A 21,840-nucleotide genomic window follows, 5' to 3' on the forward strand; every position below is an offset into this window, starting at 1 on the left:
GGCAAGTCAAGGGGGTCGAACATAACGGAACCCCGGTAGATCAACTTTCGACTGAGGCGCCCCGAAGTTCTCGGACAGCGGTCCCCATAGGATCGAAGTCCAGAACGGCGGAGAGAGCACGTGGCACAGAAGCGTAGGAAGTTCAGTCCTGAGTTTCGGGACGAGGCGGTCAAGATGGTGGTCGTGGAGTCCCGCCCGATCGCCGAGGTCGCCCGAGAGATACAAGTGAACGAGGGAACGCTGGGCACCTGGGTCAGCCGGTACCGGCAAGAGCACGCCGGGGAGGAGCCTCCCCTGAACATCAGCGAACGCGCCCGCCTGCGCGAACTGGAACGCGAGAACCGGGAACTCCGTATGAAGACCGAGTTCCTGGGAAAAGCGGCGGCCTTCTTCGCCCAGGAATACCGGTGACGGAGAAGTACGAGTTCATCGACGGCGAGGCTGACAACTTTCCCGTGCAGCAGATGTGCACCTGGGCGGGAGTATCCACGTCGGGCTTCTACCACTGGAGGTCCAGGCCATTGTCGGCCACCGCGAAGCGCCGTGCGGAACTGAGGGCCGTCATCCTCAAGGTCTTCTCTGACTCTCAGGAGACCTACGGCTACCGGCGTGTCCACGCCGCGCTCCAGCGGATGAACGTGCAGGCCGGAGCGGAGCTGGTCCGCGCGCTGATGCGCGAGCTCGGCCTGGTGCCATGCCAGCCGCGGCCCTGGCGGGCGACCACGATCGCCGATGATGCGGCGCCGGCCACGCCCGACCTGCTGGCCCGTGACTTCACCGCTGACGCTCCCGGGCGCAAACTGGTCAGCGATATCACCTATGTTCACACCTGGGCCGGGTTCCTGTATCTCGCGACCGTCATCGACTGCCACACCAAAGCTGTGGTCGGCTGGGCGATGGCCGACCATATGAAGACCTCTCTCATATCGGATGCACTCGATATGGCAGTCCGGAACATCGACCTCGCCGAAGGCTGCGTATTTCATTCCGATCGCGGCAGTCAATACACGTCTCGGGAACTTCGTTGCAAGCTCCGCTCGTTGGGCCTGCGAGCGTCGGTCGGCCGCACCGGTGTTTGTTGGGACAATGCGATGGCTGAATCATTTTTCGGCGCCCTCAAGAACGAACTCGTGCACCGAACTACGTTCCCAACACGCGCACATGCCCACCGGGCGATCGTCCGCTACATCGAGATGTTCTACAATCGAAAACGCCTCCACTCCGGCCTCGGCTACAAGACTCCCGCAGAAGTCCACGCCGAGTACGAGGAGTTGCAGACGGCGGCATAAAGAGAACCCTCAACACCGCTGTCCGAGAAGCGCAGGGCCCCTCAGACCAAGAGAGTTGACCAAGGGGTTCCGTTGCAGGAGAAGTCTGTCATCACCCGCGAGATCGCGGTAGCCGGAGGGGCTGAGTTCCTGTGCCGGTCCGGTGCCCGACGCATCCCGCTGATCATCAAGCGTCTACCGGACGGCTCATACCTGTCGACATTCGGCATGGAGAAGCTGCCAGTACGGATTATCGAGGCGTGGATCACTGTGACGTACCAGGACGGCACCGTATGCCGGGAGCAGTGGCGCCTGGCGACCAGCCTGACGGACCATACCCGGTATCCCGCCCGTGAGCTGGATGATCTTTACCACGAGAGGTGGCAGGTCGAGACGAAAATCTGAAACTGGATCAGCGGGGATACAGATTTCACGGGCCCTCGGGTCGGGCAGCTCTCGGCCGTCCGACCCGAGGTCCGCAGTCAAATCAGGCGAGTCCGTCGCGCCATGCGATTACCTCGAGCTCGGCTCGGACAGCATCTTTCACCGCAATGACCGGTCGCGCCTGAAACTCGAAGGCGGGGAAGGTCGAGCAGAACTTGTGCACACTGAGTGGATCATCGCACTCCACCAGCATGTGTCCACCCCATTCACCCACCCGGATCACAAATGATTCGACGTTGAAGCCCTCAGGTTCCTTCCACTGGCCGAACACTTCAAGGATCCGCTTTTGGGCATTCTCATACTCTGCCGGTGAACCTTGCGCCCGCTCGAACCAGCTGATCATGTACTTCATTCTCACCCTCGTTTCCGTCGCCGGCCGTCAGGTTTCTTGGCAGGGGCCTGTAATGACCACGGTAGCCTCGATCGTGCGCAGGTCTGCTCCGCCACGCATCGGGATATCTCCCCATTTCCGTTTCGGCGGTGGCGAGTGGCGGGTGAGCGCCTCCGCAAGAGGGGCGGCGGCGAGGCGCAGACGTGTGCCCTGCGCGAGGCATCGCCCGATCCGGTGAAAGCTCATGTCGCACCATGCGATGGTCGGATGGTTCGGGAATGCTCTATGTGGTGCCCGGGTCCTGGGACGTTCTCGGCCGGTGCTCACATCGATATCCATGTATCCTTTCCGGCCGACTGGTAGCGCCTAATACTCCAGCCGCAACACTGTTGAGTTAGCGCTTTGACCTGGCTTTCAAGCCTTGCTCCATCACCATGATTTCGACTTCGAGGGTGTAGCGCTGTGCCGTGCTGGGGTGCTGGGTTGAGTTCTTGCTGTACTTGCTGGTCGGGCTCTTGCGGGTGCGGGCCTTGACCCGCTGTCGGCGACGCGTCGGCAGGAGGTTGGCAGAGGTCGTCGATCCCTGCTGGCCTGCGTTTGGCCAAGCAAGACCGAACCCGCAGCCGATCCCAGCCTGTTCGGCACGGCGCGCCAAGTTCCGGCTCGAACGCACCCCAGAATCTACGAACCCGCGCGCTTCCCTATACCGGTCCATGGCGCTCCAGCGAGCTCGCGTACGGGCCGTGGCCATCAGAGGAGAGCAACTCGTCGCCGCCGAGACGGTGGCCGAGCAGCTGTCTCTGGACGCGATGCGGGAGGACCGGCTGCGCGCCGAGCGGGCGGTCGACGCGCTCAACCGAAGGTTCGGCCCGGGCACCGTGGGCCCGGCCGCCTCCCACCGTCACGCCGGCTGACGGCCCCGCATCGAGGAGCGTGCCGTGAGCAAGTGGCGGGATGCGGTGCAGGTGGACCCGATGACCGTGGGGGAGGAGCCGGTCAGCGTGGAGTTCTACAGGCCGCGCAAAGAGCCCGGGGTGCGGTTGCAGATGGCGGGACGGCCGTACTTCGGCTCAGCCGTGGAGCGCCGCGACTTCGCCGACGGCCGGATTCTCTTCGCGATGGGCCTGCGGCCCGCTGACCGGGTGGGCGCGAGGCGCCTGGGCTGGTTCTGGGCCGACGAGCACGCCATGGAATTCACCGCTCTCGAGCCCCATCCCATCGAGGACCGGGTGCTGCCCGGCGACGCGATCCGGCACCGACCCGTCCCCCAGGGCGACGCTGCGCCGGTGCCGGACATGGAGCCGTACGGACCTGTCCCCGCCATGCCGGTCCAGATCAGGGTGGGCGGCCTGTGGCATGACGCCCGGGCCAGCTGGCGCGTCCACGACCCCGCAGGCGACCAGATCATCGTGCGGATCTTTTTCAAGGACCGCGGCTGGCCGATGGCGCACTACCGCTGCTACTGGTGGGATCCGGCCGCGATTCGGGCTTGCTGCCCGCTCGTCAGCGACTGAGTTGCTCTTGCCTTGCCAGTCGGGCGCCCCGCCAATGGCCCAGAACCCCCAACACCCCGCTCGCCATGAACAGCCAGCATCGCCGTCTACTTGTAGGCCTGGCTCAGCGCCCAGATCGCCCAGACGATCACGGCCAGCGGAATCACGACGGCCGCGGCGCCGAGCGCGACACCCGCCCGCGCCCGGAAGCGATCGGCTCCCTCCCAGCCCCGCATCCTGCGCAGAGCGACGATGCCTGAGACGACCGCAGAGATCCCCACGGGCACGAAGAAGTACACGGGAAGAAAGCGGACCCACATCGGGACCGGGACGGGCAGCAAGGGGCAGACCATCATCGCGACGGCGACAGCACCCAGTACAAGCGACGTCGTACCCCGCGACTGCTGCCGCGCCGCCACCTGTTCACTCGATCCGGCCATCTGCTCAACGGAACTCATGCTCGGGATGCTAGGCAGCAGGTACCGCGCTCCGCTTGGGCGCGAGTACCTAGGTCGTCCTGAGTAGCCCGCAGCCGAATAGACGGCACGAGACCAGCGCAAGAGCGGGCAGCACCCCCACGGGTCTGTAAACCGCTGATGCTCCTAGCGCCGGACAGTCCGTCGGGTCCGTCAAGCGAGTTCGTCGTCGTGGCGGCGAGCCTTGACACTTCCGTCTGTAGCGGTCTTCTTCGCGGTCCCCTTGGGCTGGGGCATCTCGTGGACGGTCGCGTGCTCGCCACTCTCGCCGCGTGACCGGCGGGCGGCCGCGACACTCTCGTTGAGCGCGGCCATCAGGTCGACCAGCACAGGCTCTCTGGGTGCCGGTGCCTCAGCCCGGGACAGATGCCTGTCTTCGATCTTCGCTGTGATGACCTCTTCGAGGGCTTCCTTGTAGTGGTCGGTCAGGTCGCCCAGGTCCTCGGTGGTGAGCGCGTCGGTCTGGTCGAGCGCGCGCTGGAGCTCGTCAGCGGGCACGTCTGTCTCCCGCGGGGCGAGGGCGGCGGGGGAGCGGATCTCGTCACTGGCCAGAAGCTGGTGGAGAACCAGTACGCCGTCTTTGACCCTGAGGAGTCCGTACCGCTCGCGGTCCCGGAGCGCGAACTTGGTGATCGCCACCTTCGAGTTGCGCTGCAGTGCCTGGACGATGAGCGCGCACGGCCTGGCTGCGATGTGCCCGTTCGGGGCGAGGTAGTACGGCTTGCCGACCCTTAGGAGGTCGACGCTCTCATAGGGGTTGAAGCCCTGGACTTCGATGGCGCGGACGCTCTCCAGCGGCAGCGCGTCCAGTTCTTCGTCGGTGATCGCGACCAGCGAGCCATCGTCAAGTTCGTAGCCGCGGCCGATCTGGGTCAGGTCGAGGACCTTCCCGCACGCTTCGCAGATCTTGCGGTTGCGGATCCGCCAGCCGTCCGGCCATGGGGACCAACGGAACAGTCAGTATCGGCGAGAACGATCACGGCTGGGTGAGGGGCAGTCACGCGCTCTGTGTGGCTGCGGCCTTCTGCTCTCACCGACCCCCGGATGAACGAGGCGTCCCGGCGGGCCCACGACCTGCTGCGGGCCTACGCCGCACGGGATCGCGCCGCGATCGTCGAACACCTCACGCACCTGGAGGACGACCAGTTGGAGTTCGCCAGAGGCGTGACCGCGAACTTCTACAACGACACCCGGCAGCTGCTCCTGGACACCGGGCGTCCGTACATCCCGACGTCCCTCGTGCGTGAGGTCGACGCAGTGGCCCGCTTCACACCGGCCGAGCACGAGTTCGCGGTCATCGCGGCTGCCCGCCAACTGGTCCCGGACGAGGTGATGATGCGAGACCTCATCGCAGGGCGACAGCGCATGCCAGTCGGTGAACGATGTCGGAAAGCCGTGTGCGGGAGAACTGCATGCACGGTTTGAAGCGGCGGGGACTGGAAACGGAGTGGCAGCCACCGCTCCAGTCCCCGACCCTACTCAGATCGGGACAAAGCCCGGCGAGATGACGCGGAACGTTAGCGCGTTGTCGAATGCCGGCACGGACTCGCTGGCCGAGCCGGGTCGGTTGCGGAACCAGATGTCGCTCTCGCCCTCGAGCTGGAAGTCGTAGCGAAGCGCGATCCGCAAGAAGATCGAGTGACCGTCCCGGCGGAGGTCGGCCATGTTCGCCGCGAACGTCAGCCTCGCGCCCCAGCCAAAGAACTCGTCGACACTCGCCCGGCCCACCGGAATTACGTCATCGAGAAGGAAGAGGTCGAAGCTATACGAGTCCTCAGCCAGCCGCTCGCCGTTGCTGAGGGTGAGGGTCGCCTCAAGGAATCGCCAGCACTTCGACCACTTATCGTCCGCGTGCCAGATCGGGTGATACGGACCGGTCCAGCCCGAGACATCGCCGCCCAGTCGCACCTCGGGTTCGACCACGAAGACCGTCCGGTCCGTCCTCGGCATGCGCTCGGGCGGGAGGATGTAGGTGATCGCGAGGCCCACTGTGCCGGTGAAGAGGTCGTCGCTGGCGTAGCCGATGTGTCCAAAGATCCGATAGCGATCGCTGTCGACGTCGACGGTGAGGGTATCGCTCGGCGCGTTCACGAGCGTGCTCGTCTCGGTCCACGTCCACTCGCCCACGTGCGGTGGCTGGGCGAGGAAGATATCCGGGTCACGGGGGAGGGGACGAATAGGACCTTGCGGCGCAACGTCGACCGGCGGAAGACCGCGAGTTTCTAGCGGCATGAAGCCACGTACGGGCCACGCGGTGCCCTTGAGTTTCTCGAGCTCAGGCCTGATCTGCTCGATCTGAGCGCGACCACGCTCCTCGGGATCTGGGATCGCGGTCCCCAGCGCCTCGCGGGTCTCCTTGGTGAGCGACTTGCGCAACTCGGCGAGCGCGTAGCAGCCCTCCGGCTCTCTGACATCTGCGACGGAGGCGTTGAGGAGATCTATCGTCGCTCGTTCCGCATCGGTGAGCTGTACCCGATCGTTGCGCACGGTTTTGACGGTCTGCCTCGCGGAGCTCATTGATCTCCCTCTCGGATCCGGCGACTCAGGTCACAAAGACCTCAGAGTGAACTGTATGGGTAGATTCCAACCAGATCGGAACCGACCCTCCGGGGTCGGCTATCCACCCTCGCGCTCGTCATCGAAAGGCGACTCAACCGAGCTTGACTGTATTTCGTGGATCTAGGACAGGTACGCGGCGGACACCTGGACGTTGCCCGCCGCGGTACCGCCTGTCCCTCGTAGGTCACTGGAATTCCTGCGACGCGCGGGCCTGCCGGACGTTACTGAGTTTCGCCGCGCAATGTCGCGGAGTGATGCGAACTGAGCTGTGTAAACGGGCTTTCAGCGGGTGGCATCACACAGAGATCATTAGTGAGCGGAGCCCGCCGCCTCCGCGTGCAGCCGCAGTCGGCGGGTGGTGCGGCGACGAGTGGTTGCAGCGGTGGTGAGCCGTGTCCGAAGGCGGGCAGCGTGGGGCGAGGCTGCGCCGTACCTTCCGTCGGGTCGTTTCTGTAGGGGATAGGCCTCGTTGCCGGGTTCCGGCAGCCACGGTCCGGCGATCATTTTTGTTCCCGCGCCTGTCGTCACGAGCAGGTCAGGCTGCATGTATGCCGTCATGGAATTGATGTGGTTGCCGTCCGGCAGCGGCCCGTTTCTCGGGCTGGGCTGGTTGCTGTTCGTTGGTCTGGCGATGGTGGTCTGGGGCCGTTGGATGGCGCGGAGAGCCGCCGCGGGGCACGAGGTCCGGATCTGGTGCAGGCTGCATGGCTTCGCGCTGCCGTATCCCCGGCGCTTCGTCCGTGGACGCGTGCGGCTGCTGCCGCAGGCGGGCGTCGTGGAATTCCGACCGTACGGGCGCGAGGCCCTGCGGCTGGCGTGCGGCGGCACCGTGCAGCAGGTGAGCAAGGTGAAGTGGGGCGGCAGCGGCGGCGTGTGGGGGCATCGGGAGGTCGACTATCTACCTGTGCCAGAGGGCGGTGCCGTCCGGATCTGGGTGCCCACGCCGCACTCACGGACCCTGCTGGCGATGCTCACCACGGCTCCGGCAGTGCTGGCGAGTGCTCCACATGCTCCAGCTCGGGCAGGGTCGCCGCTCTGGCGTTTCCTGGGCGGCGAGCCCGTCGCCCTCTTCAGCAACTCGCGCTTGATGGTGGCGAAGAACGACTCGGCGAGCGCGTTGTCCCAGCACTGCCGGGTGCGGCCGACAGAATGCCGGATGCCGAACTCTTCGCTCAGAGCGGCGAATTCGGTGCAGGTGCATTGGCAGCCGCGGTCCGAGTGAAAGATCACTGAATGGCCTGGGCGACGCTGCTGGCAGGCAGTCCGCAGGGCATCGGCGACCAGCTCGGTTCGCAGGTGATCGGCGGTCGCCCATCCGACCACCCGGCGTGAGGTGATGTCGATGACGGTGGCCAGATAGAGCCAGCCCTCCTCGTTCGGGACATACGTAATGTCGCCGCACCAGCGGGTATCGAGGGCGGCCGAGTCCGGGGCGAAGTCCCGCCCGATCAGGTCCGGCCGGTCAGCGGCCCGTGGGTCGGAAATCGTGGTCTGGTGCTGTCGTCTGCGGTGCCGGCCCTGCAGCCCCGCGCCCCGCATCAGCCGGGCAACGCGGCATCGGCCGTACCGCTCGCCCTCCTGTTGCAGGACGACGTGAACGCGCGGAGCCCCATAGGCGCCGCGCGACCGCTCGTGCACTTCGGCGATCTCCTCGGTCAGCTCGGCGTCCCGGACCGCCCGAGGTCCGGGCCTGCCAGTGCGACGGGCATAGAAGGCTGGTTCGGGAGACTGCAGCAGTTCACATGCGCGCTTGACGTTGTGACCGTCTCGCTTCTCCGCCTCGATGAACGGATGCACCGTCACCGGGTCTCCTTCGCGAAGAAAGCCGTGGCCCGCTTGAGGATCTCGACGTCTTCGCGCAACCGGCAGTTCTCCCGCCGCAACGCGGCCAACTCCTCGCGCTCGCTGCTGGTCAGACCGTCACGCTCGCCCGCATCGACCTCGGCCTGACTGACCCACAGCAGCACCGCGGTCTCGGTCAGAGCGAAGTCCTTGGCCACCGGGCCGACCGAGCGGCCACCGCGCCAGCACAGCTCGACGATCTCGGCCTTGAACTCCGGCGTGAACGAACGGCGAGGCCAAGGCTTCTTCTTCCCCATGCTCTCCATGATGGACATCCTTCCGGGGCAGAACCCCTGATCTCAGGTGTCCGTCAAAGCGAATCAAGCCCACTCCGGCCATTCGCAAACCCATGCCATATCTGGGTTGGGGAGCCTCCTACACGTCATCCCAGGCCATCGAGCTCATCCTCCAGCCGGCAGGCGTCCGGACGAACTGGGTGGTCTTGCGGCCGGAGCCCTCGAACCACTCGCCGTCGAGGAAACCGGACTTGCGGTACTCGCTGAACCGGTGCGCGATCGACTCGAATATTTCGGTCCGCTCGGCGACTTCCCATTCGGAGAACTCCGTCAGCGTCCCATCGGTGAGGATTTTCTCCCGGGGCTCGACGAACGCGTCGAGGTCGTAGATCACGGGCTTGTCCCCGACGTTGCTGATAATCATTCCTTGTGGAATGAACACCTCACGGACAACGTTGACGTTCGGCCGGCTGCCGCCGGTGTTGGTGAACGCGCCGAGGAAGGCGCGCATCAGCTGGTCGAGCTCGGCCTTGACGTCGGACACGGGTACTCCTCGCACGGGTGACCACTCTTCGGAGAGGACCGACCAGATCTCGCTGTCGTGCCGCACGCCCCGGTACGCAGAGCGCTGCCGCAGCACACCATCGCGGGTCATCCCGAGTCGGCGCGCGGCTTTGATGCTGTGAGTGTTGCCAGCCATGGCCCACCATTCGACCCGGCTCATCCCGCGTTCCTTGAAAGCCCAGTCGATCAATGCCCGGCATGCCAGGGTCACCAGCCCGCGGCCTGCCCCGTCCGCCTCCAGCCAGCAGCCGATTTCGCACACTCCGGAGGTGGCGTCGAACTTCGTGAACATGACGCCGCCGACCAGCGTGCCGTCCAGCCAGATCCCATAGATCCGAGCGGTGTCCTTGGCCTGTCTGTCGGCGTACCTCTGGAGGACGGCGGTGGCGGAGGCGAGGTCGGTGCTGAACGTCGCCCAGGGTATCCAAGGGTCCACGTTGGGGCGGGCGCGGTCGATATGGGCGAGGAACTCCTGGGCGTGCCAGGGCTCCAGGGGGCGGAGCTGAGCGTTGTCACCGACCGGCAGTGCGAACAAGGATACCTCAATCCCGGGGTACGTAACGAGCGTTCGGCACGTAAGGTAGCAGCATGCCGCCCGCACCTGGAGATCGTGAAGCCCGCCGCGAGGACGTGTCCCAGGCGGTATGGCACGTACTCGCCGACAAGGGGTTCAGCGGGCTGACCCTGCGTGCCGTCGCCGCCGCGATGAGCGTCTCGACCGGGATGCTCATGCACTACTTCCCGACCAAGCGGGCCTTGATCGCGCATGCCCTGGACCTGCTGGAGAAGCGCACCGCGGAACGTCCCCGCCGCGAACGTCCCATCGAGGGCCTTGCCACCGTGCGAGCCATGCTGCTGGACATCCTGCCGCTGACTGCGGACGACACCGCCCGCAATCGCATCTGGGTCAGCTCCTGGGACCTTGCCCTCGCCGACGACGGGCTGGCCACGGACCAGGCCGACCGCTACACCCGACTGCGCTCAGCGATACGCCCGCATTTCGAAGCCGCCCGCAGCCTGGGCGAGATCCCCGCAACCGCCGCCCCGGAGCAACTCGCCGCCACCGCCGTCGCGTTCACCCACGGACTCGTCGTCCAAGCCCTCTTCGACCCCGTCCGCTTCCCCGAGGACGTACAGATCGCCATGCTCGACGACTTCCTCGCTTCGATCGCGCTGCCCCAGCCTGACGCCGGTGTCGGCAGGCCGGTCCCTGACCAGTAGGGCCAGGTAGCACCTCATCCCGCGATAGCTCTGCCTCACCGTTGATCGCGTTGTCGTTGTCGTGAGCGTGCCGGTGAATCACTGCGAGAACCCGGGGGCATCGTTCCAGAATCGCCAGGTGTCCACGGTGACGGCGACTGCGAACACCCGGTGCACGCCGCGGGGGTCGAAGTAGTGCGTCGACGGCTTAGAGGGCATCTGATCTGGGTTGCTGGTGGTTTGATCCGTTCAGGTGACTGCGGCAGCAGTGCGTCGTTGCTTGTTCCGTGAGTTCTCGGCGCCCGTATCGCAGTGACGTGTCCGATGCCCGATGGGCTTTGATCGAGCCGGTGTTCACGGCTTGGCGAGCGGGGCGGACCGGGCCAGGCACGGCCGCTCGAGTGCATGATCTGCGGGAGATCGTGAACGCGATCCTCTACGTGAACCGCACCGGTATCCCATGGGAGTACCTGCCGCACGACCTCCCGCCCTGCAAGACCGTTGAGGGGCCCTGCGCTTCTCGGACAGCGGTGTTGAGGGTTCTCTTTATGCCGCCGTCTGCAACTCCTCGTACTCGGCGTGGACTTCTGCGGGAGTCTTGTAGCCGAGGCCGGAGTGGAGGCGTTTTCGATTGTAGAACATCTCGATGTAGCGGACGATCGCCCGGTGGGCATGTGCGCGTGTTGGGAACGTAGTTCGGTGCACGAGTTCGTTCTTGAGGGCGCCGAAAAATGATTCAGCCATCGCATTGTCCCAACAAACACCGGTGCGGCCGACCGACGCTCGCAGGCCCAACGAGCGGAGCTTGCAACGAAGTTCCCGAGACGTGTATTGACTGCCGCGATCGGAATGAAATACGCAGCCTTCGGCGAGGTCGATGTTCCGGACTGCCATATCGAGTGCATCCGATATGAGAGAGGTCTTCATATGGTCGGCCATCGCCCAGCCGACCACAGCTTTGGTGTGGCAGTCGATGACGGTCGCGAGATACAGGAACCCGGCCCAGGTGTGAACATAGGTGATATCGCTGACCAGTTTGCGCCCGGGAGCGTCAGCGGTGAAGTCACGGGCCAGCAGGTCGGGCGTGGCCGGCGCCGCATCATCGGCGATCGTGGTCGCCCGCCAGGGCCGCGGCTGGCATGGCACCAGGCCGAGCTCGCGCATCAGCGCGCGGACCAGCTCCGCTCCGGCCTGCACGTTCATCCGCTGGAGCGCGGCGTGGACACGCCGGTAGCCGTAGGTCTCCTGAGAGTCAGAGAAGACCTTGAGGATGACGGCCCTCAGTTCCGCACGGCGCTTCGCGGTGGCCGACAATGGCCTGGACCTCCAGTGGTAGAAGCCCGACGTGGATACTCCCGCCCAGGTGCACATCTGCTGCACGGGAAAGTTGTCAGCCTCGCCGTCGATGAACTCGTACTTCTCCGTCACCGGTATTCCTGGGCGAAGAAGGCCGCCGCTTTTCCCAGGAACTCGGTCTTCATACGGAGTTCCCGGTTCTCGCGTTCCAGTTCGCGCAGGCGGGCGCGTTCGCTGATGTTCAGGGGAGGCTCCTCCCCGGCGTGCTCTTGCCGGTACCGGCTGACCCAGGTGCCCAGCGTTCCCTCGTTCACTTGTATCTCTCGGGCGACCTCGGCGATCGGGCGGGACTCCACGACCACCATCTTGACCGCCTCGTCCCGAAACTCAGGACTGAACTTCCTACGCTTCTGTGCCACGTGCTCTCTCCGCCGTTCTGGACTTCGATCCTATGGGGACCGCTGTCCGAGAACTTCGGGGCGCCTCACGCCGACTAGGGGGCGTCTCGCCGATCATGCTCTGAGACAGACGCAGATCTAGAAAAAGGCGGAGCGTCCCCACGTACATCTGTGCACACTGGCACGCATGTTGATCGACATCTGGCCGCTCAAGGCGCTGCGTGTGCGGTCGCCCCGTCTTGAGTTGCGGCTTCCTTCCGAGGAAGAGCTCGCGGCGGTGGCCGAAGTGGCAGCACGAGGCGTGCATGCCCCCGGCACGCGTCCGTTTCTGACGCCGTGGACGGATCGTCCGCCGGTTGAGCTCGCTCGACACGTCGTGCAGCAGCATTGGAGCCGCTTGGGTTCATGGTCACCCGACGACTGGGCTCTGGAGCTCGTCGTGTTCTTCGAGGGACACCCCGTGGGCATCCAGGAGATGCGGGCTGAGAACTTCGGCATCCGACGCGAGATCGTCTCGGGTTCATGGCTGGGCGTTGATCACCAGGGCCAGGGGCTCGGCACTGAGATGCGGGTCGCCCTGCTGCACCTGGCGTTCGTGGAACTTGGCGCAGTGTTCGCCAGGTCGGCGTCCTTCACCGACAATCACGCATCGCTGGCCGTCTCTCGAAAGCTCGGCTACGAGCCTGACGGCCTATCTCGCGACGTCCTCGATGGACGGGTCGTCGAGTCTCAGTACTTGCGCCTCTCCCAGCAGGGTTGGAACTCTCAGAAGCATCTGCCCGTGACCGTGAGCGGACTGGCAGACTGTGCGGCCTTCTTTGGTATCGACGTTCACGCCACAGCCTCGGATCCCGCCAGGGCGTTGTGATCACGAGCGGAGCCAGATGAGGAGTGCGGCGGCCGTGATGGTGCCGAGGTATACGTATTGGCGCTTGTCATAGCGGGTAGCGACGGCTCGGAACTGTTTGATCTTGTTGATCGCTCGCTCGACGGTGTTCCTGGCTTTGTACCGGGTCTTGTCGAAGCCCGGCGGTCGGCCGCCGTCCGAGCCTTTGCGCTGACGGGCGGTTCTGGAGCTGCTTTTCTCCGGGATGACGTGTCGGATGCCGCGTCGTCTCAGGTAGGAGCGGATCAGGTTGTTGCTGTACGCCTTGTCGGCGGCGACGCTGTCAGGCAGCCGTCTGGGCCGGCCTGTGCCGAGGCGGGGGACGCGGATCTTGTCCATGACGGGCTCGAACTGGGTGCAGTCCGCGCGCTGGCCGGGGGTGAGGATCAGGGAGAGCGGGCGGCATCTGCCGTCTGCGCTCAGGTGGATCTTCGTGGTCAGTCCGCCGCGGGAGCGGCCGAGAGCCTCGCCCGCCGCACCGCCTCCGCCAGGAACAGTCTCAGGCGGATGTGCGTGCGCATGTGAACTGATCTTTGCAGGGCCCCCTTTGAGACACCGGCAGGTGCCGGTGGCGGATCGGTCGGGGCGCCGGCGGCGTGCTGGTGGGCGCGGATCGAGGTGGAGTCGACGTTGATGTTCCAGTCGAGGTCGCCTGCTGAGTCGGCGACGGCCTGGACGTGCTGGAGCAGTCGTTCCCAGGTGCCGTCGGCCGACCACAGCGCATGGCGTTTGTGGACGGTCTTCCACGGGCCGAAGCGTTCGGGCAGCTTGCGCCACTGACAGCCGGTACCGAGCCGGTGGATGATCCCGTTGATCACCTGACGGTGGTCCCGCCACCGGCCGCACCTGTTGTTGCCCCTGGGCAGCAGCGGCTCGCCCACTCTCCGTCCGTGAGATCCCCCCTGCTGAGCATGACCAGAACAACGAGTCACTGATCGAAGAGACACCCCCTAGGAGCAACAGGGCTTACAGACCTGTGGAGGCGCTGCCCGCTCTTGCGCTGGTCTCGTGCCGTCTATTCGGCTGCGGGCTACTCAGGACGACCTAGGTACTCGCGCCCAAGCGGAGCGCGGTACCTGCTGCCTAGCATCCCGAGCATGAGTTCCGTTGAGCAGATGGCCGGATCGAGTGAACAGGTGGCGGCGCGGCAGCAGTCGCGGGGTACGACGTCGCTTGTACTGGGTGCTGTCGCCGTCGCGATGATTGTCTGCCCCTTGCTGCCCGTCCCGGTCCCGATGTGGGTCCGCCTTCTTCCCGTTTATTTGATCGTGCCCGTGGGGATCTCTGCGGTCGTCTCAGGCATCGTCGCTCTGCGCAGGATGCGGGGCTGGGAGGGAGCCGATCGCTTCCGGGCGCGGGCGGGTGTCGCGCTCGGCACCGCGGCCGTCGTGATTCCGCTGACCGTGATCGTCTGGGCGATCTGGGCGCTGAATCAGGCCTACAAGTAGACGGCGATCAGCTTTGAGGTGCAGAGATGGGTTCTGAGCGGTCCCTCCAGGTCTGACGATCGCTCCTCCCCGCAGCCCCCTCGCACCGGCCGGGCGCCATCCCAGCGGACTACCTGGCCCGGGCTCTGAGGTCGATGGAACGTGACGGACGGGACGGCAGGATGAGCCTCATGACCACTCTGAGACCACTACGACCGCAGACTCCGTTGCGCCGCCGCCCCGTTGGGCGATCTGGGCCGCGCATCTGACCACGTTGGTTGTACTGCCGAGCGGACTCTGGCGGATCGCCCTGGTGCTCGGCTATCCGGCCGGCTACCTGGAGAAGAGCTTCGAGACGCTCGGGGCCAAGGTCTGGATGCTCACACTGAGCGTGGTCTGCGAGCTTCTCGCCTTCCTGACGATCGGTCTGGTGCGGCGCCTGGGGATCGTCCAGGACGGCGTGCAGGGTTGCTTCGATCTCGTGCTGCGCGACTTCACTGACCGGATGTCCGGCTTCTGCTGCCAGCTGGCGGGCTTGGCGTGCCAGCGCGCCGATCAGGCGGTGTTGCTGGCTGGACAGTTCGCGCAGCTGCTCACGGTCGAGTTCGCGGTGGGCTTCTCGCAGGCCCTGGCCGAGGCGGAGCAGGCCGGCGACGGCGTCGGGCTGGGTGCGTACGAGGAGATTACTGGCCCATGCGGACAGTGTCGGCCGCCGCAGTGCGCCTGGACCAGTGCTGCCGCCCGAGCCGACGCGGCATCAAGTGCTTGATGTGGTCGCTGTGCTGGCTGTGTGCGCCGGGGTGTGCCGTGTGGTCGGGGACGCCTGCTTCTCCGTGATTATCGGGGCGGTCGCCGGGGGGCATCTGGCGCATCTGGCGCTGACTGGCAGGCCGCTTCCGGCTGGACCCGTTGGCCCCGACGGTCTCAGCGTCGGGGAAGGGGAGGCAGGCTGTTGGTGCGGACGCCTCAGCACACCCCGACGTCTTCGGTGACGGCCCCTCTCCCTGAGTGGATCAGCGGACCGTGCCATCTCGCAGTTCCCCGGCCCAGTCCAGCAGTTCGGGTTGGGCCAGGCTGGTGCCCAGCCAGTCGTGGTCGAGGTCGGCTCCGGGAAGGGACGGCACCACTGCGACGTGGAGCCCGGCAGCACGTGCCGAGGCGACGCCGGTGGCCGAGTCCTCGAAGGCGACGGAGCGTTTGGGAGTCGTGCCGAGTGCCTGGCATGCCGTGAGGTAGAGCTCTGGTGCGGGTTTGGGGGAGCGGACTTCGTCGGCGGCGAACGAGTGGGTGAAGTAGTCCGCGAGACCGGCCGACCACAGTGCCGTGTCGAGCAGTTCCCGTGGGTGTTGCTGGCTACGGCGATGGGTACGGCCGCCCGGCAGGCGCGCACCAGTTCCGCCGCCCCGGGGAGTGCTGATGCGCCTCGGGAAAGCTCTTTGCGGACTCTTTCGAGGAGTTCGGCGGCGATTTCGGCGCCGGCGCGGGGTCGCCCGAGGTACTGGGCCATGGCCTCTCCAGCGGCCTCCACGGTGCGGCCGATGACCAGCGCCTTCTGTTCGGGGCCGAAGGGGTGACCGTGTGCCGCGAAGATGGCTGATTCCGCAGCGGTCCAGCAAGTTTCGGTGTCGACCAGCAGGCCGTCGCAGTCGAAGACCACGGCCTCGGTGCTGGTGGGGAGCGAGCGCATGCAGATGTCCTTTCGCTTTGGATGGTGCGCAGGTCGTGCGTTGGGCGGCTTTGCGGCTGCGTCGGCTGGCGTCTCACTGTCCGAGCGCGAGCCGGATGCCGAAGGCGGCAATGACCGTGCCTGCGATGCGGTCGAGGTAGCGGCGGGCCGAGGGCCGGTGCAGGCGGTCTCGGAGCACGCGCGCGAAGGCGATCAGCGCGCAGGCCCAGGCGACAGCCAGGAGGATGTGTACACCGGCCAGGAGTACGCCCGCACCGAGGTGCGAGGCACCAGCGGGGATGAAGTGCGGGAGAACGGCAACGTAGAAGGCGCCGATCTTCGGGTTGAGGAGATTGGTCACGGTCCCTTGCCGCCAGCCGCTGAGCAGGGTGTCGCCGGTGCCTGTCCTGGCTTTGGTCTCGGTCCCGGCCCTCGCCGCCTGCGGGCTCTGGCTCGATGAGTGGCGCCAGGTGGTCCACAGCAGCCTGCCGCCCATCCACACCAGGTAGGCGGCTCCGCCCCAACGAAGAGTCTGGTATGCGACGTGAGACGCGGTCAGCAGCGCGGTCACACCGAGCGAGGCGAGCGTGCCCCACACCAGCGTGCCGCTCTGGATGCCGAGGACCACGCCCCAGGCGCGACGGCGGTGCCTGAGCGCCGCGGTGCGCAGGATGAGTGCGGTATCCAGTCCGGGAGTGAGCGTGAGGAGTCCCACTATCAGGGTGAAATTCCCTATCGCATCTAGGGTGATCATGAGTGATCACCCTAGGTTGAGACTCGTGCAACATCTATATTTCTGCCCGAAATCGGGCAGGATTGGCGGTGTTCGTCTTTGGTTTCTGTGCATCTCACCTCAGGTGATACGCGCCCAGGGCAGCGGGTCCTGCGACGAGGGCGCCTGTGGGCTGCCAGGGGATCGCTGGCGGATCTACAGCCGGTTGGCGGCGAGGGTGACTGTGCCGTGAAAGATGAACCTTCTCTTGTCATGCCGGGTCGCTGCGGCCCGAAAGCCGTTGAGTGCGTTGATGGTCTGCTCGACGTCATTCCTCCTGGCATGTCGAGCCCGGTCAAACCCGTGGGCCGGCCCGCGCTTTCGCCGGCGGTTCGTCCGCTGGTCACGGTGTTCGGGAATGGTGTGCCGGATCTGCCGTCTTCTCAGGTGGCGACGGTTGCGGCGAGGGCTGTACGCCTTATCCCCGCACAGGTGGTCCGGGCGGGTCGGGCGGGTGCCCGCCGGTCCGACGCGGGATGCGGGCGCGGTCCGTGGCTGCGGTCAATCGCCGGGCGTCATCCCCTTGCCCTGGTGTGATCAACAGGAGCCGGCGTGCGTCAGGGGTGTGGAACGTCCGCGTGCGGCGTGAACGGCCTGGACCTGGCCGGATGGGGGATGGGCCGGTGACATCGAGGAAAGTCTTCGCTCGGCCGCTGCCCGCCCGTTGGCGGGGCGGTGCGTTGGTTCGTTGTTGACGCGGGTGTCTGGTGTGAGTGCCTGGGGGTCGGGGGTTGGGGTGTGTTTGTTCAGGCTGTTGGTGATTCGTCTGGGTTGTTGAGGAGTCTGTTGACGAGGAGTTCGGGGTAGCCGGTGGCTGGTGGGTCGATGCCGAAGATTGCTCGTAGGTAGAGCGGTGCGATGAGTTGGTCGAGGATCTGTTCGAGGGGCGGGGGGTTCTCGCCGCGGGCCGCGGCTCGCTGGCGGATGCGTTCGATGGCGTGGATCCGGCGTTCGAAGTGTTGCGCGCGTTCCCCCTGCGCCTGGGCGCTGGCGGGCATCGACAGGGCGACGGCGCGTACGAGGAGCCGGCCTTCGGGTGTGCGGATGCTGGCAACTCCCGCTTGTGCCCAGGCGGTGAGGTCGCCGCGCAGGGTGCCGGTGTCGGTCAGTGGCCAGTCGCGTTCGAGGCGGGTGACGACGACGTCGGCCAGGAGTGCCTCACGGCTGCCCCAGCGCCGGTAGATGCTGGTGTGGTTCACCCCGGCGCGCTGCGCGATCGCGGGAATGGTCAGGTCCGCGCCCTGGGGGTCGGACAGCAGGTCGATGACCGCCTGATGGACGGCCGAGCGGACCTGCTCGGAGCTCTTGCGGATGCGTGGAGTCGGTTGTTTCGAGGTCACCCCCACATCGTAAGCACAAATATTTGCTTCGCGGTGCCCGCAGGGTCTACAGTTCCGTCGTACGCACAAATCTGTGCTTAAGGAGAGTGTGATGAGGCAGCTGCTGTTCCCGAACAATCCCCAGTTCTGGTACGAGACCCTGCGTTCGATGAGTCACATCGCCTACGGCGGCGCCGATTTCGGCGAGGTCGTCTCCACGAGCGAGCGCATCGTCGAGGGCGACTACGACAGCTGGCACACCGAGTGGCTCGCCACCGCCGACCGGGTGTCCGCAGAGGCTGAGAAGGCCCTGGATGCCGGTCATACGGTCAGCGCCCGGGACGGGTTCCTGCGGGCCTCGAATTACTACCGGTCGGCGGAGTTCTTCCTGCACGGCAACCCGTGCGACCCGCGCCACGAGCACGCCTACGACCGCAGCGTCGCCTGTTTCCGGGCAGCGGCCGCCCTCTACGCCAGCCCGCGTATCGAGCCGGTCCGTATCCCGTACGAGGACACCACGCTGCCCGGCTACCTCTACCGGGCCGACACCTCAGGCACGCCCCGGCCGACCCTGATCATGCACAGCGGTTTCGACGGCACCGCCGAGGAACTCCACTTCAGCGGCGCGCTCGCGGCCGTGGAGCGCGGCTACACCGTGCTGACCTTCGACGGCCCCGGACAGCCCGGGCCGCGCCATCGCGAGGGGCTGGTCTTCCGCCCCGACTGGGAGAACGTCATCACTCCCGTCGTCGACTTCTCCGAATCCCTCCCCGAGGTCGACAGCAGCCGTATCGCACTGCTCGGTTCCAGCATGGGCGGCATCCTCGCGCCGCGGGCCGCGGCTTTCGAGCACCGGCTCGCCGCGCTGATCGCCGTCGACGGTGTCTACGACCTCGGCCAGATATCCGTCCGCAGCATCCCCGGTGACCGCGACGAGGCCGAACGGCTTCTGCGTGCGGAGTCCGCCCCCGAACTCGACGCCCGCTTCGAGCAGATCATGGCGAAGGACGCGACTGCCCGCTGGGCGATCAACCACGGTATGTACGTCATGGGCGTGGACACCCCCCGGGCCTTCAGCGCCTCCTACCTCGACTACACCCTCCAAGGCGGCATCGCCGAACAGATCCGGTGTCCCACCCTGGTCTGCGACGCCGCCGAGGACGAGTTCTTCAGGGGCCAGCCCGAGCAGCTCTACGACCACCTGACCTGCCCCAGGACCCTCATGGTGTTCACCGCCGAGGAAGGCGCCGGCGCCCACTGTCACCCCGGCGCCATGCGCCTGTCGCTGGCCCGGATCTTCGACTGGCTCGACGACACCCTCACCAGCACCCGCTGAAGAAGCCGGACATCACCGGCAGACCCCGATCACCTCCCCGCCCGGCCGGCCCTCCCGGACCGCCTCACACTCCCAGGGAATCCAGATGAACCGCACCGGTATCGAAGCCGCCCTCAACGACCTGCTCTTCAACCGCGGCATCACTCTGGAGGAAGCCGCCGACCGCCACTTCACCCCCGGCTACCGCCAGCGCACGGACGGCGAGTGGGCCGACCGCGCCGAGTTCCTCGACCACATCAGCCACCTGCGCGGCATCGTCGCCGACGGCACGGTCGAGGTCCACGAAGAGCTGTACGACGGCGACAGGTACGCCGACCGGCACACCTGTCACATCACCAAGACGGACGGCACCACCGTCACCGTGGAGGTGTACGTCTTCGGCGACCTCGCCCCCGACGGCCGCTTCAGCCGCATCGAGGAAACCACCCTCATGCTCAAGGGCTCCGACGCCGACCGCAACATCGGCAGCGCCCGCTGAGAGACCACGCCGCGAGGACGGCACACGTCTCGGCGGCGGATCGGCACTGTCCGGCGAGTGAGCCGCCTGGTCCACCGCGCGACGCCGCAGCGGACTGGTTCCTGTGTGCCCCGGTGTGTGCGTCGGGCGGAGCCGGTCGTGCCCGGCATGGTACGGCCGGGCATCCGGCCTCCCTGTCCGGCGTCACTGTTCTCGGTAGGGACCTGGCGGCCGTGCCGGCCGTCGGGCGGCAGGAGAGGTGGGCCGCGGCGCACAGCCGGTACGCGGCGCGGCCCGCCCCGGACCGTGCCGGCGGCGCGAGTGTCGCCGCCACTGCCCCGCGCCGGTGGGTGGGGGAGCCGGTCCGCGTACTGGGCTTCACCTTCTGATCGCAGCGGAACTGCGGGCCCCGCCGGATCCGGCGGGGCCCGCAGTGCGTCATCGGGTGGCGTGCCGGTGATCGCGCCGGGTGGCGGCCAGGTCCCGCCACTGCTCGCGGGTGGGCTGTTCTCCGTCGAGCCACCGTGCTGGTGCGTGCTGGTGGGGGAGCATCGAGGGAAGGCCGGCCGTGGAGTGGGCGATGCCGGCGTAGTACGCGTAGCCGCCGCTGCGGGTGAGGTTGTTCAGGCGGGTGATCGCGGGGCGGTCACTGCGTGGTCGGCGCCCGGGGCGGTGTGGTGGAAGCGCAGGGCGAGTTCGGGGACGGGCTCGGCGACGGTGACGCCGGCGAGGCCGGTCTCGGTGCGCAGCGGTTCGGCGCGGTCTTCGGTGTTCTGGGTGGTGCCGGCGTCGCGGATGAGCGCGGCGAGCGCTGGTCATGTGCGGGACGAGCCCGGTCAGGAGTTGTTCGGCGAGTTCGTTTTCGCCAGCGGCTTGGTCGGGGCTGATGAAGGCGAGGGCGAAGGCGTGTTGGGCCTGGGGGGTGGTGCGTTCGCCGGGGATGGGGTGTTTCTCGGCTTCGGCGTGAGCGGTTTCATGGGCGGTGGCTGCTTGGGGTGTGTCGCTGTGCGGTCACGAGATGTCTCCGTGTGCGCGATGGTGGCGGATGGGTGTCGGCGGTGGCGGGGGCGGTGGGGAAGTCGCCGGCGAGGCGGGCCGGGTGTGCCGGGCCGCGTCGGGCGCGAGGCGGCCACCGTGGTCAGCGGCGTATCGCATTGCGTGCCACGAGTGTTGGGAGCGGGCAGGATCACGGTGGGCTTCGGCCCGGCAGCAGGCGGCCATGTCATGCAGTTCGTCCGGCAGCTGGCCGGTGTCGGCCCCGGCACTGAGCCGCTGCAGGGTCTGGACGGGCTGAAGCCCGTGCCGCTGCGGCTGCCCGGAGACTGAACGGTGGAACCCGGACGTCACGGCAGGCGTGCGAAGGGCGGCCTGTCACATCGTCGGCATCGTGGGCCGGGTGGCGGGCGGGTATCACGCCGTGCGGCAGGGGGGATGCCCGTCGGCCCGGGCAGGGCGGGCATGGTCCGCGAAGTGCCCGGTCTGCGCGGATATTTCACCGTGCCGTACTTCGAAGCACGCTCTGCGGTGGCTGCGCGCAGAGAGCTGCAGGGCTGCGCGGGGCGGCCCCTTGCGGCCGTTGCCGCCGTCCTGCCGCCCGGGATGGCCGGGAGGGGGGACGGAATCGCCGTGGTCGAGTTGTCGTGGCAGGGGCGGCAGGATTCGAACCTGCGGCGTACGGGTTTGGAGTCCGCTGCTCTGGCCGGGCTGAGCTACGCCCCTTCGGTGGGGGGAGCTTGTCATCGCGGCAGTCCGGTCCGCCACGGGTTTTGTGTCGGACTGGCCCTCCCGGCGGCCTTCGGTGCCCTGGCAGCCGCCGTTCCCGCCACCGCCCCTGCCGTTGTTGTCTCTGGTGGGGAGTCGGCGGCGGGGG

The 21,840-nt window shown here is 66.8% G+C and carries 24 protein-coding genes, 1 tRNA gene and 3 pseudogenes; 14 read left to right on the plus strand and 14 right to left on the minus strand.

Annotated features, from left to right (window positions below; genetic code table 11):
* Positions 1 to 120: 120 nt before the first annotated feature.
* Positions 121 to 1,289 (plus strand): IS3 family transposase gene (locus OHA61_RS39680; protein WP_406301159.1). Its coding sequence is split into 2 segments (ribosomal slippage): positions 121 to 373 and positions 373 to 1,289, totalling 1,170 coding nucleotides; the frame shifts between segments, so codons are not numbered across the junction.
* 72 nt (positions 1,290 to 1,361) lie between these two features.
* Positions 1,362 to 1,673 carry a hypothetical protein gene (locus OHA61_RS39685; RefSeq protein ID WP_406307227.1) on the plus strand — a complete coding sequence of 104 codons (312 nt, stop codon included), beginning with the start codon at positions 1,362 to 1,364 and terminating at the stop codon, positions 1,671 to 1,673.
* An 82-nt stretch (positions 1,674 to 1,755) separates the two neighbouring features.
* Here OHA61_RS39685 and OHA61_RS39690 read toward each other — a convergent pair whose 3' ends face one another.
* Positions 1,756 to 2,064, minus strand: a complete 309-nt coding sequence (locus OHA61_RS39690; protein WP_406307228.1) for a DUF3303 domain-containing protein — start codon at positions 2,062 to 2,064, stop codon at positions 1,756 to 1,758.
* A 722-nt stretch (positions 2,065 to 2,786) separates the two neighbouring features.
* Here OHA61_RS39690 and OHA61_RS39695 point away from each other — a divergent pair.
* Together OHA61_RS39695 and OHA61_RS39700 are read left to right on the plus strand one after the other, a co-directional pair.
* Positions 2,787 to 2,957 carry a hypothetical protein gene (locus OHA61_RS39695; protein ID WP_406307229.1) on the plus strand — a complete coding sequence of 57 codons (171 nt, stop codon included), beginning with the start codon at positions 2,787 to 2,789 and terminating at the stop codon, positions 2,955 to 2,957.
* A 24-nt stretch (positions 2,958 to 2,981) separates the two neighbouring features.
* Positions 2,982 to 3,557, plus strand: coding sequence for a hypothetical protein (locus OHA61_RS39700; RefSeq protein ID WP_406301077.1), 576 nt, complete (start codon positions 2,982 to 2,984; stop codon positions 3,555 to 3,557).
* 86 nt (positions 3,558 to 3,643) lie between these two features.
* Here the strand turns inward: OHA61_RS39700 and OHA61_RS39705 are convergent, their stop codons facing one another.
* Complete coding sequence (locus tag OHA61_RS39705; RefSeq protein ID WP_406301076.1) at positions 3,644 to 3,994, minus strand: hypothetical protein; 351 nt, start codon at positions 3,992 to 3,994, stop codon at positions 3,644 to 3,646.
* A 171-nt stretch (positions 3,995 to 4,165) separates the two neighbouring features.
* Positions 4,166 to 4,969: a Ku protein gene (locus OHA61_RS39710; protein WP_406307625.1), complete on the minus strand. Its 804-nt coding sequence runs from the start codon at positions 4,967 to 4,969 to the stop codon at positions 4,166 to 4,168.
* Positions 4,970 to 5,056: 87 nt separating this feature from the next.
* Here OHA61_RS39710 and OHA61_RS39715 point away from each other — a divergent pair, with 87 nt between their 5' ends.
* A complete protein-coding gene (locus OHA61_RS39715) occupies positions 5,057 to 5,437 on the plus strand; it encodes a hypothetical protein (protein WP_406301075.1) in 381 nt (126 codons plus the stop codon).
* Positions 5,438 to 5,491: 54 nt separating this feature from the next.
* On the opposite strand, the gene OHA61_RS39720 is transcribed toward OHA61_RS39715, so the two are convergent.
* The 4 genes from OHA61_RS39720 to OHA61_RS39735 all read right to left on the minus strand — a co-directional run bounded on the left by OHA61_RS39720 (position 5,492) and on the right by OHA61_RS39735 (position 9,748).
* Positions 5,492 to 6,529: a hypothetical protein gene (locus OHA61_RS39720; RefSeq protein ID WP_406301074.1), complete on the minus strand. Its 1,038-nt coding sequence runs from the start codon at positions 6,527 to 6,529 to the stop codon at positions 5,492 to 5,494.
* 936 nt (positions 6,530 to 7,465) lie between these two features.
* Entirely contained in the window at positions 7,466 to 8,374 is a 909-nt protein-coding gene (locus OHA61_RS39725) for an IS3 family transposase (protein ID WP_406307230.1), read from the minus strand.
* The gene (locus OHA61_RS39730) at positions 8,371 to 8,679 is read right to left on the minus strand and encodes a transposase (protein WP_406301073.1); all 309 of its coding nucleotides are present in this window, start codon (positions 8,677 to 8,679) and stop codon (positions 8,371 to 8,373) included. The genes OHA61_RS39725 and OHA61_RS39730 overlap by 4 nt, the downstream gene beginning before the upstream one ends.
* 109 nt (positions 8,680 to 8,788) lie before the next feature.
* Positions 8,789 to 9,748 carry a GNAT family N-acetyltransferase gene (locus OHA61_RS39735; protein WP_406301072.1) on the minus strand — a complete coding sequence of 320 codons (960 nt, stop codon included), beginning with the start codon at positions 9,746 to 9,748 and terminating at the stop codon, positions 8,789 to 8,791.
* Positions 9,749 to 9,801: 53 nt separating this feature from the next.
* Here OHA61_RS39735 and OHA61_RS39740 point away from each other — a divergent pair, with 53 nt between their 5' ends.
* Positions 9,802 to 10,434: a TetR/AcrR family transcriptional regulator gene (locus OHA61_RS39740; RefSeq protein ID WP_406301071.1), complete on the plus strand. Its 633-nt coding sequence runs from the start codon at positions 9,802 to 9,804 to the stop codon at positions 10,432 to 10,434.
* Positions 10,435 to 10,700: 266 nt separating this feature from the next.
* Positions 10,701 to 10,916, plus strand: a pseudogene (locus OHA61_RS39745) (transposase); the annotation flags it as partial.
* Positions 10,917 to 10,959: 43 nt separating this feature from the next.
* On the opposite strand, the gene OHA61_RS39750 reads toward OHA61_RS39745, so the two are convergent.
* A protein-coding gene (locus OHA61_RS39750) for an IS3 family transposase (RefSeq protein WP_406301159.1) occupies positions 10,960 to 12,128 on the minus strand; the annotation gives its coding sequence in 2 pieces (ribosomal slippage) (positions 10,960 to 11,876 and positions 11,876 to 12,128; 1,170 coding nt in all).
* A gap of 166 nt (positions 12,129 to 12,294) precedes the next feature.
* Between OHA61_RS39750 and OHA61_RS39755 the strand changes: the two genes are divergently transcribed.
* Positions 12,295 to 12,975, plus strand: coding sequence for a GNAT family N-acetyltransferase (locus OHA61_RS39755; protein WP_406301070.1), 681 nt, complete (start codon positions 12,295 to 12,297; stop codon positions 12,973 to 12,975).
* On the opposite strand, the gene OHA61_RS39760 is transcribed toward OHA61_RS39755, so the two are convergent.
* Positions 12,976 to 13,874 (minus strand): IS5 family transposase gene (locus tag OHA61_RS39760; RefSeq protein ID WP_406307231.1). Its coding sequence is split into 2 segments (ribosomal slippage): positions 12,976 to 13,529 and positions 13,529 to 13,874, totalling 900 coding nucleotides; the frame shifts between segments, so codons are not numbered across the junction. It lies immediately after the preceding gene.
* A gap of 216 nt (positions 13,875 to 14,090) precedes the next feature.
* On the opposite strand from OHA61_RS39760, the gene OHA61_RS39765 reads away from it, so the two are divergent.
* Entirely contained in the window at positions 14,091 to 14,441 is a 351-nt protein-coding gene (locus OHA61_RS39765; RefSeq protein WP_406301069.1) for a hypothetical protein, read from the plus strand.
* Between the two features lie 292 nt (positions 14,442 to 14,733).
* Positions 14,734 to 15,189 (plus strand): hypothetical protein, encoded by a 456-nt coding sequence (locus tag OHA61_RS39770; RefSeq protein WP_406301068.1) that lies wholly within the window; start codon positions 14,734 to 14,736, stop codon positions 15,187 to 15,189.
* Positions 15,190 to 15,601: 412 nt separating this feature from the next.
* Here the strand turns inward: OHA61_RS39770 and OHA61_RS39775 are convergent.
* The 4 genes and pseudogenes from OHA61_RS39775 to OHA61_RS39790 all read right to left on the minus strand — a co-directional run.
* A pseudogene (locus OHA61_RS39775) lies at positions 15,602 to 16,107 on the minus strand (HAD family hydrolase); the annotation flags it as partial.
* Between the two features lie 73 nt (positions 16,108 to 16,180).
* Positions 16,181 to 16,840, minus strand: coding sequence for a LysE family translocator (locus OHA61_RS39780; protein WP_406301067.1), 660 nt, complete (start codon positions 16,838 to 16,840; stop codon positions 16,181 to 16,183).
* Between the two features lie 174 nt (positions 16,841 to 17,014).
* Positions 17,015 to 17,402, minus strand: a pseudogene (locus OHA61_RS39785) (IS5/IS1182 family transposase); the annotation flags it as partial.
* Between the two features lie 202 nt (positions 17,403 to 17,604).
* Complete coding sequence (locus tag OHA61_RS39790) at positions 17,605 to 18,198, minus strand: TetR/AcrR family transcriptional regulator (RefSeq protein ID WP_406301066.1); 594 nt, start codon at positions 18,196 to 18,198, stop codon at positions 17,605 to 17,607.
* A gap of 91 nt (positions 18,199 to 18,289) precedes the next feature.
* Between OHA61_RS39790 and OHA61_RS39795 the strand changes: the two genes are divergently transcribed.
* From OHA61_RS39795 to OHA61_RS39810, 4 genes are all read left to right on the plus strand, one after another.
* Positions 18,290 to 19,513 (plus strand): alpha/beta hydrolase family protein, encoded by a 1,224-nt coding sequence (locus OHA61_RS39795; protein ID WP_406301065.1) that lies wholly within the window; start codon positions 18,290 to 18,292, stop codon positions 19,511 to 19,513.
* A gap of 85 nt (positions 19,514 to 19,598) precedes the next feature.
* Entirely contained in the window at positions 19,599 to 19,991 is a 393-nt protein-coding gene (locus OHA61_RS39800; RefSeq protein WP_406301064.1) for a nuclear transport factor 2 family protein, read from the plus strand.
* Between the two features lie 212 nt (positions 19,992 to 20,203).
* A complete protein-coding gene (locus tag OHA61_RS39805) occupies positions 20,204 to 20,359 on the plus strand; it encodes a hypothetical protein (RefSeq protein ID WP_406301063.1) in 156 nt (51 codons plus the stop codon).
* Positions 20,360 to 21,128: 769 nt separating this feature from the next.
* Positions 21,129 to 21,296, plus strand: coding sequence for a hypothetical protein (locus tag OHA61_RS39810; protein WP_406301062.1), 168 nt, complete (start codon positions 21,129 to 21,131; stop codon positions 21,294 to 21,296).
* A 315-nt stretch (positions 21,297 to 21,611) separates the two neighbouring features.
* On the opposite strand, the gene OHA61_RS39815 is transcribed toward OHA61_RS39810, so the two are convergent.
* Positions 21,612 to 21,689 (minus strand) — tRNA-Trp (locus OHA61_RS39815).
* Between the last annotated feature and the right edge of the window lie 151 nt (positions 21,690 to 21,840).

Source organism: Streptomyces sp. NBC_00885 (assembly GCF_045207475.1).
Classification (GTDB): Bacteria; Actinomycetota; Actinomycetes; order Streptomycetales; family Streptomycetaceae; genus Streptomyces.